At 45.8% G+C, this 14,779-nt stretch carries 15 protein-coding genes; 6 read left to right on the top strand and 9 right to left on the bottom strand.

All coding sequences use genetic code 11. The annotated features are described in order from the left end of the window. Positions 1-9: 9 nt before the first annotated feature. The 4 genes from AC1DPK_RS15800 to AC1DPK_RS15815 all read right to left on the bottom strand — a co-directional run bounded on the left by AC1DPK_RS15800 (position 10) and on the right by AC1DPK_RS15815 (position 4,972). Positions 10-1,077 carry an FUSC family protein gene (locus tag AC1DPK_RS15800; RefSeq protein ID WP_441877878.1) on the bottom strand — a complete coding sequence of 356 codons (1,068 nt, stop codon included), beginning with the start codon at positions 1,075-1,077 and terminating at the stop codon, positions 10-12. Continuing rightward, positions 1,074-2,201 carry a DNA alkylation repair protein gene (locus AC1DPK_RS15805; protein WP_477510917.1) on the bottom strand — a complete coding sequence of 376 codons (1,128 nt, stop codon included), beginning with the start codon at positions 2,199-2,201 and terminating at the stop codon, positions 1,074-1,076. The genes AC1DPK_RS15800 and AC1DPK_RS15805 overlap by 4 nt, the downstream gene beginning before the upstream one ends. A 148-nt stretch (positions 2,202-2,349) precedes the next feature. Continuing rightward, positions 2,350-3,117 carry a sporulation protein gene (locus AC1DPK_RS15810; protein WP_339206505.1) on the bottom strand — a complete coding sequence of 256 codons (768 nt, stop codon included), beginning with the start codon at positions 3,115-3,117 and terminating at the stop codon, positions 2,350-2,352. 139 nt (positions 3,118-3,256) lie between these two features. Continuing rightward, positions 3,257-4,972, bottom strand: a complete 1,716-nt coding sequence (locus AC1DPK_RS15815) for an ATP-binding protein (protein ID WP_477510918.1) — start codon at positions 4,970-4,972, stop codon at positions 3,257-3,259. Positions 4,973-5,338: 366 nt separating this feature from the next. On the opposite strand from AC1DPK_RS15815, the gene mscL reads away from it, so the two are divergent. After that, positions 5,339-5,821: a large-conductance mechanosensitive channel protein MscL gene (mscL, locus tag AC1DPK_RS15820; protein WP_477510919.1), complete on the top strand. Its 483-nt coding sequence runs from the start codon at positions 5,339-5,341 to the stop codon at positions 5,819-5,821. Next, a complete protein-coding gene (locus AC1DPK_RS15825; RefSeq protein ID WP_477510920.1) occupies positions 5,814-6,449 on the top strand; it encodes an NUDIX hydrolase in 636 nt (211 codons plus the stop codon). Before mscL ends, AC1DPK_RS15825 begins: the two co-directional genes overlap by 8 nt. A 126-nt stretch (positions 6,450-6,575) precedes the next feature. Here the strand turns inward: AC1DPK_RS15825 and AC1DPK_RS15830 are convergent, their stop codons facing one another. Beyond that, entirely contained in the window at positions 6,576-6,914 is a 339-nt protein-coding gene (locus AC1DPK_RS15830; RefSeq protein WP_441908232.1) for a hypothetical protein, read from the bottom strand. 185 nt (positions 6,915-7,099) lie between these two features. After that, positions 7,100-7,513 (bottom strand): hypothetical protein, encoded by a 414-nt coding sequence (locus AC1DPK_RS15835; protein WP_477510921.1) that lies wholly within the window; start codon positions 7,511-7,513, stop codon positions 7,100-7,102. Between the two features lie 164 nt (positions 7,514-7,677). On the opposite strand from AC1DPK_RS15835, the gene AC1DPK_RS15840 reads away from it, so the two are divergent. The 4 genes from AC1DPK_RS15840 to AC1DPK_RS15855 all read left to right on the top strand — a co-directional run bounded on the left by AC1DPK_RS15840 (position 7,678) and on the right by AC1DPK_RS15855 (position 10,554). After that, the gene (locus AC1DPK_RS15840; RefSeq protein WP_477510922.1) at positions 7,678-8,328 is read left to right on the top strand and encodes a hypothetical protein; all 651 of its coding nucleotides are present in this window, start codon (positions 7,678-7,680) and stop codon (positions 8,326-8,328) included. Between the two features lie 126 nt (positions 8,329-8,454). After that, complete coding sequence (locus tag AC1DPK_RS15845) at positions 8,455-9,351, top strand: manganese catalase family protein (RefSeq protein WP_441877864.1); 897 nt, start codon at positions 8,455-8,457, stop codon at positions 9,349-9,351. A gap of 114 nt (positions 9,352-9,465) precedes the next feature. Next, the gene (locus tag AC1DPK_RS15850; protein WP_477510923.1) at positions 9,466-10,146 is read left to right on the top strand and encodes a TraX family protein; all 681 of its coding nucleotides are present in this window, start codon (positions 9,466-9,468) and stop codon (positions 10,144-10,146) included. Positions 10,147-10,335: 189 nt separating this feature from the next. Further along, positions 10,336-10,554 carry a hypothetical protein gene (locus AC1DPK_RS15855; protein WP_076268411.1) on the top strand — a complete coding sequence of 73 codons (219 nt, stop codon included), beginning with the start codon at positions 10,336-10,338 and terminating at the stop codon, positions 10,552-10,554. A gap of 130 nt (positions 10,555-10,684) precedes the next feature. Here AC1DPK_RS15855 and AC1DPK_RS15860 read toward each other — a convergent pair whose 3' ends face one another. The 3 genes from AC1DPK_RS15860 to AC1DPK_RS15870 form a co-directional block, all read right to left on the bottom strand. Next, entirely contained in the window at positions 10,685-12,484 is a 1,800-nt protein-coding gene (locus AC1DPK_RS15860) for a methyl-accepting chemotaxis protein (protein ID WP_477510924.1), read from the bottom strand. A gap of 1 nt (position 12,485) precedes the next feature. After that, positions 12,486-13,799: a putative bifunctional diguanylate cyclase/phosphodiesterase gene (locus tag AC1DPK_RS15865; protein WP_477510925.1), complete on the bottom strand. Its 1,314-nt coding sequence runs from the start codon at positions 13,797-13,799 to the stop codon at positions 12,486-12,488. 232 nt (positions 13,800-14,031) lie between these two features. Continuing rightward, the gene (locus AC1DPK_RS15870) at positions 14,032-14,760 is read right to left on the bottom strand and encodes a response regulator transcription factor (RefSeq protein ID WP_477510926.1); all 729 of its coding nucleotides are present in this window, start codon (positions 14,758-14,760) and stop codon (positions 14,032-14,034) included. Positions 14,761-14,779: the final 19 nt, after the last annotated feature.

The raw sequence follows: 14,779 nt of genomic DNA on the forward strand, positions 1-14,779 counted from the left end.
TAAATCCGTTCATGATGACTTTGGTCCATTCTCTGCCTCTTCAGCACAGCGCTTTGCGTTTTCCTCGCGCTGCGTCACTTGATCGAGCAGCTTCTCCAGTCGCCGCAAATGGTAGGCATATTCGAACAATGCCGAAGCGACAAAGACGAGACGCTTATGCTCGTCCGGGTCTTCCAAAATGTATGCTGTCAATTCCTTCACAAACCGCGCTTCTCGTTCTTCCTCAGGCTCAATCAGCGCATTAGGCTTCATTTTCCCTTCAGCTTTCAACAAGATGTGCTCGTGATACTTCGATAAATCCTCAATTTGCCGATCGAAGCGCAGCGCCCACTCACTGGCACTTTGGGAGGAAAAATAATGCTCCTCCACCACATCGAGCAGATCAGCCCCTTTTTGCAGAGACTTAATCATTTGTTTCGATACAAGCAGCTGACGGGCATGGCTCGTCTTCGTCTTCGCAAGCACTTTGCGCTCCTCTTCGAAAACGGTGTGGCGTTCCTCCAGCTTGTGCAGCGTATCGTGAAGCTTGTCCTTCTCTTGGCGGAAAACCTGCTCCTTCATCTCATTCGAAATGGCTGTGCGAAGCAGCAGAGAAAGCTGTGAATAGGCATGATGAACCTGTTCGGTAAATTGCTTCCTTGGCCGTGGAGGAAATACGAGCACGTTAACCGCAAATGATGCTCCAATACCCGTTAGCACCATTAAAAATCTTCCAATTGCCACGTCCCAGCCTTGTCCATTCGCTTCCATAATGGCAACGACCGTTACTAGCGTCAGACTAATCGTGCTCTCCATCTTCAAGCGAATACTAATGAGAATGACAAGGATACATACAAGACCTGCCGCAATCGGCGTATGGCCGAATAACCGAACGGCTACAATCGCCATTACAGCACCAAGCAGATTCGTTTGCACTTGATCCGCTACACGCTGCCATGAGCGGTAAATAGAAGGCTGAATCGTAAATATAGCTGCCACAGCAGCAATAAGCGGGGAAGCGAAGCCGAACAAGCTGCTCAAGTAAATCGCTAAGGCAACAGCCATCCCCGTTTTTAAAACTCTTGCACCAATCGTCATGTTGATTCTGCCTCCGTCACCAGAAGTTCGGCTGAAGCCACCTCTCTTCCATTTACCCAAAGCGTTACAAGATGAAGCCCGCTATAATGCTTTCGCGTCGTTAAATCAGCAAAACGATGAGTGCGAACACTTGAAGCTGACGCTCCTCCAGCATACTCGCGATCCGATAGCAGGAAACGTTTCAATGAAGTTTTCCCTCCAGACTTCACGAATGCAATTCCATATTCGATACGCAGCTTGGCCGGCTCACCCTCACGCAGCTGTATGCGATAGCGTATAGATACCTCACCACCAATAGCAACCGTCTCTGGATCTACCTCGATTGCAGCAAAAGCAACAAGCGGGTGTTCCTCTTCTTCTGCAGACGAGTGCTTCGCGTACCCAAACAATTCCATGATCTGCGGGCTTGATTGCTTAATCAGCGTACGGCAGCCATGACGAATGATCCAATCCGTCTTCGCATCATTGCCGATCCAAGCCTGCGCAAGCGTGGTGACAAGCTCCGGATGATCTTTCGCAATATCATTCAAGTTGTTAGCTACGCTCTTACGCACATAAAGTGAATCATCACATTTCAGCTTCTCCAAAATCGGAACAATCGGCGATGGATCTCGCTTAAAGAGCGGCAGCGCCTGCGCCCATGGCAGGCGTGGTCTTATGCCTTCGCTCGCAAGCCGCCTTACGTGCTCATTCGGATGATCTGCCCATATAAGCATTTGCTTAGCCATACGCTGTGGATCGGCAAGAATGAATGCTCTTATTGCAAATTCTGAGGTCGAATATTTCGTAAAGCGCTCCAGCGCGTCCAAAGACAGCTCCCAGTTTTGCGGCTCCAGTCCAAACACCTCGACGAAGTCTGGAAATACGATAAAAGGCAGCCCAGTGCATTTTTCATCTATTTGATATAAAACAGCCAGCGCTTCATCATATGCCTGCGGTAATGTAGCACCCAGCGCTTCTGTAATTTTTCGAGTTCGAGCCTTTAACTCTAATTGCTCCCAGTCACCATCCCTTACACGCTCTGCGAAAAGAACGACGTCAAAAGGACTCCATGCTGACTTCAGCAAACCCGCAAATTTCTCCAAAAATAATCCATCGTACATAGCCTTAAGCGGTTCTGCCAAATTAATCCCCTCCTCCAGTTATTATACCGAAAAAACCGATTCGATCACTACTTGCATCCGTTATTCATTTATAACTGCGCTGCAAGCAGCAAAAAAGCTCCGAAACGCCCCTGCAAGAGCGCTCCCGAGCTTGTTTTATTTATAAAACTTAAATATAGCGCGCTATGATTCCAGACAACTGCTGCGCAATTGCGTTCGGCCCTGCTGACAGCTGCTCATTCGTGAAGCGAGCCCGAACAAATGTCTCATCCATATCCATAGCCTCTGCAAAAAAGGATGATAACCCGCGTGCGCGCCGGTCGATTTGGAGCACCAGCTCAAGCTCGCGATCCGATGGATAGAACATCACTTCCAGCTCATCAAGCTGGCCTCGGAACTGCGAGGTCGGCACAAATTCCAGCTCTTGAATAAATGGCATTTTGCCGCCAAGACGGGAAGAGTACTCGCATTCTGCCTTGCGCAAACGGAAGCCGAGCACATTCAGCGCCTCCAGCACCGTGTTCATGGCGTGTGTCGGAACCACTTCGATTCGGTCATTATCACCAGGATCGACGCCTCCGCGAACGTCTAATTCCGTCTTCACCCATACTGGCGCGCGGCCAATTGTAAGCGGTGTTTGATGGGGCAGCTGAAAGGAGAACGGCACCTCGCGACTTTCATTTGCCTGCAATGTGAAGGGAGCGCTCACGTGATATCGTCCCACCACTCCCTGCTGCGTTATTTTACTGTCATTGCTCTCACGTATATATTCTGTCATGACCGATAGCTGTATCGTTTCAATTCGCTGCTCTACGTTGCCGCCTTGCATTTTGACGATACCTCGAACCTCTTCACCTGGTGCATAACGTGCTTTTTCTAATAGTGTATCAATCTTTGCTGAGCCAATACCGATGCTTGCCAAAAAACGATTAAACATCAAACCGACCTCCACTCAAATTATCATCATTCCGAACTGCATAACCGTATTACGATGTCTTGAAAATTAAGTTTCAAATTCAAAAAGTCATCCTTCGGCGCGTGATAAAAAGTTAATGATGAATGGCGTGAACCCGTCTCTAATGGTCTGAATCATCTGATTGGCCTAGCTCGCTCAGCTTCTGATCCATCGGCAAATTCGGCTGCTCCATATACGGCAATTGGATGATGAAGGTCGTCCCGACTCCTAGCTTGCTTTCGGCCGTAATTTGTCCCTGATGATTATTAATAATTTTGAAAGTGACCATTAATCCAAGTCCTGTCCCTTTATCCTTTGTTGTATAAAAAGGTTGACCAATCTTCGACAGCTGCTCCGCAGGCATGCCTGATCCTTCATCTTTAATGCGTATCATTACTCCGCGATCAGGATCAAGGGACATATTAATCATGACGATGCCACCATTATGCATCGCTTCTATCGCATTTTTAAGCACGTTAATAAACGCTTGCTTTAATTGATTCTCAACACCGTATACCCACAATGGGCGATAGTCAGAATGGAATTCAATGATCACATTGTGCAAAATAGCTTGTGTCTCCAGTAAATTAACCGTGTCCGCCATTAATTGACGGCAATCTTTATGCACAAATTCATAAACCTGTGGCTTGGAGAGCATAAGTAGTTCGCTGACGATTGACTCGATACGGATGAGCTCTGTTTTCATAATATCGTAAAAATGGTTGATATTGCCCCGGCCCGATGAAAGCAGCTGCATAAACCCTTTTAACGAGGTAAGCGGATTTCGAATTTCATGTGCAATGCCCGCCGCTAATTGACCTGCGACATAAAGCTTCTCAGAATTAATGAGCAGCTCCTCATTCTTCTTCCTCTCAGAAATATCCCGAATAATGACTTGTTCAATTTGTTTACCCGAGAAGGTAGAGCTCACCCGTACCATTTCTGTATGAAGCAGCATCCCTTGCATGGACATCCATTGCAGCTCGATTGGCTTATTGGGCGCATCATCTCCTGCTTGGCCTGCCGTGAGCCATGCTTCCAGTTCATTATGATAGGGTTCGGCCAATAAATTATAAACATTTGAACCGATTATTTTATCCGCTGAATGCACTTCGAATAAACGCAAGCCAGCACGGTTCATAAATTCCCATTTGCCGTCGCTTATTAAAGCTATCGTATCTATGGAGTTCTCCACTAGAAGTTTATAACGCTCATTCATTTGAGTATATTTGTTGGATGCAAACCAGGTGGTAAGACTGAAGCTGAGGATAAATAAAGTAGATAAACCAAGTAAAGATGCAAGAATCAACAAATATTGGTTTAGAAGATCTGTAGATAAAACATCGCTATAATCAATCTGCAGCGCGTGCATGCCAACTTGATGAACGACTATATTAGACAATCCGAGTGAAAAGCAGCTTTTTATCTTATACCCTGACCCCTTTGTTTCCAGCCAATAAAAAGCCAAATATGCACCAATAAAGTTGACTCCAAAGGAGATCCAATAAAGCGGCCAGTCCATTTTTAGTATAACGACCGATTCGGAAAGCATCGACAAGTAATGAAGCATATTAACTCCCAGAGCCATTAATAGGGCTCCAAATAAGAAGCGTACCGATGAGAGATTTTTCTTTTGCATAACAACTAATGAGACATAAATGATAATGACACATGCGAATACTATAGGGAGCATGCTCCAATTCATGACCAATCTATAATGGGATGCAAGCAACAAAACAACATGCATCGTCCATAGGCCAAGTCCAAATACAGCAGCGCCGCCAATGATCCAATTGAAGCCGTGTGTATGTTCATTTTGCAGAGGCTTTTCAATCATTTTCAGCATCGTATAGGAGGCAAAACACATGATGAAGAGTGATAAAACTAAATAGAATCCATTTTCATGTATAACGAGGTCGCTCATAGAACTCCTTAAATAACCATTAATTTGCTTTCAAATAGTAAAATTCGACAATATCCTTTAAAAACCTCTCTTTGTCCCGGCAATATTTCAATTTTTTGTAAGAAATCGCGAGTGAGTTTCTCTTCTGCTCATCTTCGGCTATTATGTTAGAATGACCTTAGTAGAAACAGGCGATAATAGTCTAATAGGATTGCTAGATTTGATCATTCCGCTTCGTAATAGCACGAGGCTTACGTCAGACATTATTACCGCTTCTTAAAATGTGTAGGAGGAAAAGCAATGAAAATCATTAAAGAGTTTAAAGAGTTTGCAATGAGAGGCAATGTCATCGATTTAGCGGTCGGGGTCATTATCGGAGGAGCTTTTGGTAAAATCGTAACTTCTTTGGTTAACGATGTGATTATGCCGCCGATCGGTGTGGTTTTGGGAGGCGTCGATTTTAAGGATTTAAAAATCCCTCTTTATAGCAAAGAACACGCCGCCACTGTCACCGCAAGCAACGGAGGCAAAATTGATGAAACCTTGTTGCCTACCATTAATTATGGCCAATTCATAAACGTAATGCTGGACTTTATTATCGTTGCATTCTGTATCTTTCTGCTTGTAAAAGTAATCAATGTGCTTCGCCGCAATGAGAAGAAGGAAGCTCCACCTGTTGAAGTGACCGAGAAGGATTGCCCTTACTGCTTGTCCAAAATCCCTGTGAAGGCTACTCGCTGCAAGCACTGCACATCCCAGCTAGAGGCTGCTGCACATGGCTGATGAGCTCTTTGACATTTATGACGAGCAGCTTCGGCCGCTGGGCACAGCAACACGCGCAGAGACGCATGCGAAAGGTTATTGGCACCGCAGCTTCCATTGCTGGCTGACGCGCCGTGAAGGAAACCGCAGGTTCGTGCGGTTTCAGCTGCGTCAGGCAGGCAAGGATACCAATCCGGGCTGCTATGATATCACGGCGGCCGGCCATTTGAGTGCGGGCGAAACTATTCGCGAGGCCATTCGTGAGCTTGAGGAAGAGCTAGGGGTTTCCGCCTCATTTCAACAGCTCATACCACTCGGGCAAATCAGGGAAAATATTAGCGGTGAAGTAAACGGAAAACCCTTTATCGACCGTGAGGTCAGTGACGTTTTTGGCCTTGTGTGCGAGCTGCCTTTGACAGAACTTCTGCTGCAGCCTGAAGAAGTGGCCGGCGTTTATGAGGCTGATCTAGATGAGCTGATTGCATTGTTTGAAGGCTCTTTATCTGCGGTTTCTGCGTCAGGTGTTGAGCTCGGCGATCAGAACGAGCAGCTGACGATTGTCCAGTGCTCTGTTTCGGCGAAGCAATTCGTGCCTCGCGAGTTTTCTTATTATACGAGCGTACTTCAGGCTCTGCGCGGTTGTACTTAAGGGATGCCCTGCTTTTGCTAGCTGGATCGCGAACGCCCATTGTTCGCTCCCAATTGCTATACCACTGGTCAATTAAGCCATGGATATTATAAAATTCAGTATGGCGCGGCGCTAGGTCAAAATCATTCAGCTCGGGCTGATTGTACAACCTCGCCGCCATTTCATGAAAACACCCGTGAAGATTGTACTCAATAAAGCTGCCCAGCTGATCGGCTGTAGCGAATGAACGCGGATTGTTCTGTACTCGCTGCTCTGCGCCTGGATTAAAGCAGGAGGAACGCCTGATCTCCTCAGGCACTTGGTTCCAGCCAGCAATCCAGCTGCGGTCATAGCCCATCGAATCATGCCAGCTGTATACCCTATTAATAAAATCTCGATGAAATCGCAGAAACCGATCGCCATAACCCGGCGGCGGTATCGTTCCCGGAACCAAATGATTCGTATGATGCCATACGCGGTGCTCATCTAACAACGCTTGCGGAAAATTAGGTATTCGCGGCATCCTCTTTCCCTCCAAACTTATACATGATTCTCGTCTCTCACTCCTATAACGTATGCAGCCCATACAACTCCTGTGATATGCCTCCTTTTTAAATAACAAAAAGGACTGCCAACATAGAATATTGACAGCCCTTCCTATTAAATTGAAATTACCAGAATTGACGACGGCATTCATCTACTTCTCTTTTGACGCAAATATCAAATGAGACGGTTACATCTTGATTTCTTCCAAACGCACAGAAAATTCTTACACAGTCCTTGTCACGCGTGCAGAAGAAGTTAACTACACGGCAATGGCAATCGATTAAGCTTTGAACGGCTCTTGCATCACGACATCGTATCGCTCTCACAAGTTTTGCAGCAGTGCGCTCATCTTTCAACTGTTTAAAAATATCACTTAACTCAGCTCCTGCTTCTTGCATCGCTTCAACTGCCGGGTCTTCTCTGCGTCCGCAGCTTTTTTGCTCCACTGGGCTTATGCTTTCAGAAGAAATACGAGCTCGGCTTTTTGTTTTGCGAGCAGCTTTCACATTGCTAACTTTCAGTATTGATTTAGCAGACATATTATTCCACCTCCCTATCGAACATACTCTATTCTATGTAAATTTAAGAGAGTTGCATGGACGAGTATCGCCTTCCATGTGTTGAATTTAACCTTCCATTTTTGTATGACCCGCTCGCTTCCTGCATACCTATATGACATACCATACGAATGGAGGTCTTTGGCTTGGCAGAAAATATGATGAGCATGGGCAATATCGGCAATATGGGCAATGTGCCAAACCCCGGCAACATGGGGAGCATGAGCAATATGCCTAACATGAACACCATGAGTAGTATGCCGAATGCGGGGAATGTGGGAAGTATGTCCAATATGAGCAACATGGGCAATATGCCGAAAGCAGGCAATATGGGCAGCATGCCCAATATGAGCAACATGGGCAATATGCCAAACGTCGGCAGTATGGGCGGCATGTCCAATATGAGCAACATGGGCAATATGCCAAACGTCAGCAGTATGGGTGGCATGCCTAACATGAGCAACATGCAAAACGCAGGCATGGGCGGCATGCCTAATATGAGCAACATGGCAGGCATGGAGAAACCCGCTCCAGTGATCTATGAAGCCGAAGCGCAGCACACGGCAATGGTGATGGAGGTACGCGATAGGATTATGAACATGTGCGGCGGTCATATGCATAAATACGTTTGCGTCCAGACCATCGATGGACATGTATTTGAAGGCAAACTTATGCATATTGATCACTGCATTCTTTATTTGCAATGTACGATGCGAGACCCGCGCGCTTTCATGAACCCGTACAATGCGGTGCTGCCACTCGTTCTGTATGAGCTTCTTGTCATCACACTGCTCTAAGTATTAAGTTAGGCTTTGATACATTCGACAAAAGCATGTCCCTTTTGACATCGACGGTCTATGACTGCGAAAGCTGTCATACATATGCATAGAATGAAACGTCGATGAAATGAGGGGAGTAAACTCATGATTGAACGGATAAATCGGCTTCAGATAGAACTCCCGCCATCACCTTACGCGGATGCGAACGCCGCGGCAGCGGTGCAGGAGCTGCTTGGAGGAAAATTTGGTGAAATGTCCACCTTAAACAACTACATGTATCAGTCCTTTAATTTCCGTGAGAAAAAGAAGCTTAAACCGTTCTACGACCTCGTATCCAGCATAACAGCAGAGGAATTTGGCCATGTGGAGCTTGTTTCGACAGCTATTAATATGGTATTAACAGGGACAACAAGTCCCGGTGATCCTAATTCTGCTCCACTAAAGGAAGGTGTAAATAAGCGCAACAGCTATTTTTTTATACAAACCGGTCAAACCTCGCTGCCAGGTGATTCGATGGGACGCGCATGGACTGGTGATAATGTATTTAGCAGCGGCAATCTCGTGCTTGATCTGCTGCATAATTTCTTCTTGGAGTGCGGAGCACGAACGCATAAAATGCGAGTATTTGAGATGACGGATCACCCTACAGCAAGGGCAATGATTGGCTATTTACTCGTTCGCGGCGGCGTCCATGTACTTGCCTATGCCAAAGCGCTCGAAATCGCAACGGGTGTTGATGTGAAGAAGCTTATCCCTATTCCCGACCTTAGCAACAACAGCTTCGAAACGGCTCGAAAATACGAAGCAATGGGGCTTGGCAACAAGCTGTACACATTCAGCCAGAACGACTACAAGGATATTGTCCTCATTTGGAATGGACAAAATCCGCTTACCGGCGCTGAGCTTGAGGTCATTCAAGGCGCACCGCAAGGCGCACCTATGCCTGATTTGAGCGAGCTTCCAGAAGAGTTTGCGCCAGGCATCTCGCAAGAGGATTTTATTGAAATTGCCCGTCGGCTGCAGAAAAACGCCGGACTATAATCATGTCATGATTCAAGGAAGACCTCCTCATGCGCGCAAAGCGGCTTGGAGGTCTTCCTGCTCCTATTCCCTCGTTTTCCTATGCTATACTAAACAAAAGGCGAGGGAACGAAGGTGATTGCGATTCAAGTTTTGGCTATGCTTACTATGCTTATTGATCATATTGGTCTGTTATGGTTCCCTGAGAACGTCGTTTGGAGAATCATTGGACGGCTGGCACTCCCCTTCTATGCGCTCGCGATTGTCCTCGGTTATTACCGAACGAGCAATTTGGATCGTTATCTGAAACGGGTTGCATGGATCGCGCTTTTATCGCAGCTGCCTTATCAATTTGCTTTTTACCGGCTTGAAGTCAATACGGTAGGCACTTTATTCGTCTGCCTGCTGCTTCTGCGCCTTCTAGACAAATGGAACGGAAAGCCGCTTCTTCAAGTTCTGCTTTGCCTTTCACTCGCTGGACTTCTCGAGTTTATGCCCTTCAGCTATGGCGCATATGCTGCACTGCTCGTACTCATTTATCGTTATGCTCAAAATCAATCCTTTGTTGTGTTTCACTTCTCCTTGGAAGTGGTAAGCATCTTTATAAAGGAATGGTTCATACAGCCCTTTAGCATATTTGCTACTATTCTTATGGTCTATGTGCCTGATTTCATGCGCAGCCTCGAAACCATCAAAGTGCCGCGCTTCGTCTGGCGCAGCTTTTATCCGCTTCATTTGACGCTCATCGCAATCGTTTATTACGCAACCAGCAGCGAAAGCTTTAAGGAAATATTTCGCAAGCTATCATTCAGTTGATCATTCCGCCAGTTTTTCTATGGCTTTCATACATGAGATTGCAGCTGCTACACCTCTAAAGCATGTGCAGTAATTGTCGAACATGTTAGAAAAGTGTAAATAAAGTAAACAAAATTCTGACCACATATTCATAAGGGGCTAAAATATTTACGTTAGAATGGAGGAAATTGATCGGAGGTGTTATAGGAAATGATGAAAATCGTTACCTTTAAAAGTCGTTCTGTCCCAGTCTATTACCCTAATGAACAATCCGCATCCATAGATCTGCTTCATCATAAATTGTACGAACTAGAACTCGATTTTGACTTCCGCAAAAAGTGGAGAAGAATCAAATCTGTTGAAATGGTGCGTGATGTCGCTATTTTCCAATATAACGACGGCACAAAGCTCTACCTTGAAGTATGTTAGATAACTCGTAAAGAAAGACCTGCAGGCAAAGTGCCCGTCAGGTCTTTTTGTGTTTTTATCAATCCCATTCACCTATAAAAAATGCCCCAACAGCATATCGCTGCTAGGGCATTACTCATTCTCCTTTAAGCTAAACCTTAAATTTCATAATTTCCTTCTGCAAATGCTCTGCCATATTGGCAAGCATAGCTGATGCCGCTGCAATTTCTTCCATCGAGGCCGTCTGCTGCTGCGCCGCCGCAGCTACAGATTGCGTACCAGAAGCCCCTTCAACCGCGATATCAACGACCTCTTTAATGGTCAGCATCACTTGCTCCGTACCTGCTGCAATCCCATTTGCTGCTTGCGAAACCTCATCAATTTGCTCAGCGACCTGCATAACCTCGTCCCGTATAGAGCCAAACATGCGGCCTGCTCCTTCAACTGCTTGGATGCCGCCGGATACGACAGTGCCCGCATCATTCATCGCCAGCACCACACGTTCCGTCTCCGTGCCAACAGCCATAACAATCTTCGTAATATGATCGCTTGATTCCTTCGTTTGCTCTGCCAGCTTGCGAACCTCGCCAGCTACAACTGCAAAGCCTTTGCCATGCTCACCCGCTCTTGCCGCTTCTATAGAAGCGTTCAGTGCAAGCAGATTCGTCTGAGCAGAAATGTCAGATATAACCTGCACCATTCTAACGATTTCAGTGGATCGATTCCCAAGTCCTTGTACGGCTGCAGCCAAACTATTAAACGATAGCTGGATTGATTCCATTTGAACAACTGCCTGCTGCAGCGTCTCGTTTCCTTCTGTTGCCTGGCGGGAAGTTTTTTTGGCTGCATGTGATGCTTGCTCCGTGCTAACCGCAATTTGCTGAACGCTTGCCGACATTTCATGGATAACCTGAAAGCTCTGCTCAGCACTAGCCGATTGCTTCTCTGCCCCATCTGCTACCTTCTGAATCGTATATGCGATATGTTCGCTTGCATGGCTGGTTTGCTCTCCGCTAGCCATAAGCTCCTCCGAGGAAGCGGCTACCTGATCCACGCTGCTCCCCACCTCGTGCACAAGCGTTTTGAGCTGCTTTACCATTTCATTAAAGCTTACAGCAAGTACGCCTGTCTCATCTCGGTAATGGCAAATAATTGGATCTATTTGAAGATTACCTTTTGCAACCTCCATTGAAAGCGCAGAAACCTGCTTGATTGGCCGTGTCATGCGGATCGTAAAGAGTATTGTTGCTGCCATACCGACCGCTATCGTAATTAATAAGGTAACGATTGTAACCGTCACAATCTGTTCAGCACCCTTATTAAAATCCTGCATATATGTACCCGAGGCAATAATCCAGCCCCAGTGAGGGTCCTTCTCTAGGTAAGTAATTTTCGACGCCAGTTCATTCTCTGTACCCGGAAGCGCCCAAGTATAATAAACAAAACCGCCACCCGACTCCGCTTTCTTCATGAAGGCATCCGAAACAGGGAGGCCCCATTCAGAATCGAGCACTGGTTCTCCATTGCCGTACTTAAGTCCAGCAAGACTGCTGCCCTCCATCGTGGGATGGGCAATCGTGAGTGAGTCTTTGTCTAATGCAAAAACATAACCGTTTTCGCCGAGATCAATGCTTTTATTGATAGGCCGTTTGCCTGCCTCATTCTTTGGCCCAAGCATAGTGACTTTGACGAACTCTTCTGCTTTGGCGCGGTCAATCGCTCCTGCTTTCACCTGTGTGTCGAGCAATGCAATTAAACCAATGGTGCTTTTAACGCTATTTTGAAGCAGCTTCTCGCCGCCGTTGTCCAGTTCGCTAACAGCAGTATTGTAACTTAAAGTACTAACTAGAATGCTAGGAATTAAAAGAAGCGACAAGCATAACGCCATTAGCTTTATACGAATCGTAGGTTTGATCGATCGAAGATTTTTTAGCTTGCTCAATAGACTCACTTTACAGTTCTCCTTTAGTCATCTTCTTTGCTGTGTATTCCGAACGTCGTATCATGGATATATCAAGCACGTCAGGTTCCTGTGGTTTGCCCAGAAGGAATCCCTGTACATAATTGCAACCCCATTCGCCTAATAATTCGTATTGTTCCTTGTACTCTACACCCTTGGCAATCACTTCAAGACCAAGCTTATGAACGAGATTAATGATGCCTTCAACGATAATGCGATCCGCGCTTTGCAGATCAATGTTTCTAATGAATGACTTATCGATCTTAAGGCAATGAATCGGCAATTGATTCAAGTTGGTGAGGGAAGAGAATCCTGTTCCAAAATCGTCTAGTATGATTCGAACGCCAGCTACTCGAAGCCAGCTAAGTGTAGATATGGCTGTAGTTGAAGTATGAAGCATACAGCTTTCCGTTATTTCAAGCTCAAATGAGGAGGGCGCAAGCTCATATTCCTTTAACACATGCAGCACCGTTTGTGAAAAGGTCAGATCTTGCAGCTGAAGAGAAGATATATTAATTGACATGTTAAGACTATTCAAACCATATTTGCTCATGTTCGCGAGCGTTTTGCACGATTCTCTAAGCACCCATTCTCCAATAGGTACAATGAGACCGCTATGCTCAGCTATAGGTATAAATTCTGTAGGTGAAATATCGCCAAGCTCAGGATGCTGCCAGCGCAGCAGCGCTTCAAATCCTCTAAGCTTGCCGTCCTCCATGCGATAGATAGGCTGATAGCTGAGGTGAAATTGCTGTAAATATAATGCTGGTCTTAACGCCGCTTCGATAGCGATGCGTCGATTAAGCTTATTCGTATCTTCCAAATTATAAAATCTTGCTCGATTGCCGCCCTGCTCTTTTGATTGGTATAGGGCAGACTCCGCTCGGCATATAAGCTGTTCGCTTGTTCGTCCATCCTTCGGGTATAACGTTGCCCCAATACTCGAGGTCAAATACAGCTCCGCTCCGTTAATATCGATGGGACGCTCAATCGCATTTTTGATAGCCTCCACAGCTTGTATGCTTTGACATTCATCATGTTCTACAGGCATAGCTACCATAAATCTGTTTCCACCAACTCTACTCACCGTTGTAGCAGCCTTTCTAGCTTCAGCCAGACGCTGCCCCATCATGAGGAGTACATGGTTGCCAAACTCTGTTCCTTTGGTTTCATTTAAGCGATAAAATTTATCCAAATCCACCAACGCCACCACCATCCGCTTGCCTGCTGCACGTACGACATTTACGGCCAATTCCAGCTGTGCATAAGCCTCCTTGCGACAAGGCAAACCGGTCAACGCATCCATGTTGTTCGACCACCATCCTTTTCCATTTCAGTTATATACACTCATTTTGTCATACAACTATTAGAAAAATTAATGAGCAATATTTAGAACATTGTTAGATAATTTAATACCTGTTCTAACAACCTTACAATTAGGAGAATGGCGGCGAATATTCATAGTATTGCTGGGCAAATGGGCAAAAAAAAAGAATCACTCCATGTTATAGAGTGATTCTTCTTACATAATAGCTTATTCAGGTTTGATTCTTGCTCGTATGCTGAGCGGTATACTTATAGCCGAATCCCCAAACCGTTCGAATGAGCCGCGGTTCCTTCGGGTTCTGTTCAATCTTCTTGCGAAGGTTGACGATATGTACGTCTATGGCACGGTCTGTTACGAAGGAATCAAAGCCGCGGATCGTATTTATAAGTTCTTCCCTGCTAAACACCTTGCCCGGATGTGCAAGAAATAATTTCATCAGCTCATATTCCGAGAAGGTTGTTTCAACTAACTTCCCGCGAACCAGCAATAGGCGTCTCTCAAAATCAAGCTGAATGAGCTCCCCCTCTTCGGTCGCTTCCACTGCTGCTGAAACCTGCTGCATTGTCTCTGTCTGCATCGTATTCGATCGACGAATTAACGCCTCTACCCTAGCTGTCATTTCGTGCATGCTGAATGGTTTGCACATGTAATCATCCGCTCCAGCTTTTAAAGCCTGAACTCTTTCTGACACTTCACTCTTCATGGATAGAATCATAATCGGTACGTTAGAGCGCTTTGTAATTAGCGCACACACTTCCATTCCGTCCAGATCGGGCAAGATTAAATCAAGCAGCACCAAGTCCGGATTAAACTCTGATGCGAGTCTTAATCCATCATCCGCTCTATAAGCTTGCATGACAGAATAGCCTTCCTCGGATAAATACATAGACAGCATATCACTCATCATGACGTCATCTTCAATAACTAAAACCTTATACATTGTCGTCACCCTTTTTGAG

Source organism: Paenibacillus sp. 01T424 (assembly GCF_056398745.1).